The organism is Nocardia sp. NPDC046473, from assembly GCF_040645995.1.
Taxonomy (GTDB): Bacteria; Actinomycetota; Actinomycetes; order Mycobacteriales; family Mycobacteriaceae; genus Nocardia.
The window spans coordinates 1-1,677 of the sequence record NZ_JBEYZJ010000036.1 but is presented as its reverse complement, the minus strand read 5'-3'; the positions used below and the strand labels follow the sequence as shown (position 1 = coordinate 1,677).

At 62.0% G+C, this 1,677-nt stretch carries 1 protein-coding gene; it reads left to right on the top strand.

All coding sequences use genetic code 11. The annotated features are described in order from the left end of the window. A partial coding sequence (locus ABZ942_RS43810; RefSeq protein ID WP_357392278.1) for an acyltransferase domain-containing protein occupies positions 1-1,677 on the top strand: 1,677 nt, incomplete at both ends.

Sequence of the window (1,677 nt, the reverse complement as noted above, 5' to 3'; positions counted from 1 at the left end):
GAGCGATCGTGTGCTGGTCGGTTCGTCTGTGGCGGTTCGTGGTGTTGTGTTTGTGTTTCCGGGGCAGGGTTCGCAGTGGTTGGGGATGGCGCGGGGTTTGGTGGGGGAGTCGCCGGTTTTTGTTGATGCGTTGGGTGAGTGTGATCGGGTCCTTCAGCCGTTGCTGGGTTGGTCTGTGGTGGAGGTTCTCGAGACTGGTGATGAGGTTGTGCTGGGGCGGGTGGATGTGGTGCAGCCGGTGTTGTTCGCGATGATGGTGTCGTTGGCTGCGGTGTGGCGGTCGTTGGGTGTGGAACCTGATGCTGTGGTGGGGCATTCGCAGGGTGAGATTGCTGCGGCTTATGTCGCGGGTGCTCTCTCGCTTGCTGACGCGGCTCTGGTTGTTGCTCGGCGGAGTCAGCTTCTGGTGGATATCGCGACCCAGGGTGGCATGCTCGCCGTGCCCATGTCCCGTCAGGACGTTGAAGCGTCAGTGGCCGCGTGGCATGGGGCACTCGCCATCGCGGCGGTGAATGGTCCGCGTAGCACGGTTGTCTCTGGTCCGATTGATCTGTTGGATGAGTATTTCGAATTCTTGGAGTCCGATGGTGTTCGGGTACGGCGGATTCCGGTTGATTATGCGGCTCATTCGGCGCAGGTCGAGTTGTTCGAGGAGCGGCTGGGTCATGAATTGCGTTCGGTAGCTCCGCGGTCGGGGGATGTTCCGTTGTGGTCGACGGTGACGGGTGGGTGGTTGGACACCTCGGAGATGGATGGTGGGTATTGGTATCGGAATTTGCGAGAACCGGTTGAGTTCGAGGATGCGATCAGTGGTTTGTCTGCTGGGCATGGTGTTTTCGTTGAGGTGAGTGCTCATCCGGTGGTGACGGTCGGGATGGAGGAAACGATCGAAGCCGCCGGGGGTTCGGCGGTGATCGTGTCGACGTTGCGCCGTGATCGCGGTGAGCTCGCCGAGGTGTTGTGTTCTGCGGGTGAGTTGTTCGTGGCGGGTGTGGACGTGTCGTGGGAGGTGGTGTTCGCCGGTCGCGGTGCGCGTCGGGTGGGGTTGCCGACGTATGCGTTCGAGCGGAAAAGGTTTTGGCTGCATTCGCAAGTGGCTCCTGGTGATGCGGGGGCGTTGGGTGTCGGAACTGCTGGGCATCCGTTGCTGGGTGCGGTGGTGGAGTTGCCTGCTGGTGGTGTGATCGTCACGGGGCGGTTGTCTTTGCGTGGGTATCCGTGGCTGGCTGATCATCAGGTGGCCGGGGTGGTGTTGTTGCCGGGGACTGGTTTCGTCGAGTTGCTGGTCGCGGCTGGTGATTACGTGGGTGCGGTGGTGATCGAGGAGTTGACGGTGGTGAGGCCGTTGGTGTTGTCCGATGATGCGGTGCAGGTGCGGGTGGGTGTGGGGAAGCCCGATGCGGATGGACGGTGCGAGGCAAGTGTGTATTCACGCCCTGGCACCGGCGATGCGGTGATCGGGGAGTGGGTCTTGCATGCGAGTGCCGTCCTCGACACCGAAACTGCGGATACTGCATCAGGTTTGGGGTCGTGGCCGCCGGTCGATGCCGAAGAGATCGATGTCGTCGATGTCTATGGGCGAGTCTCGGCGCACGGGTATGGCTATGGTCCGGCGTTCCAAGGTTTGCGGCGGATGTGGCAGCGCGGCGAGGAGCTGTTCGCAGAGGTTGCGCTGCC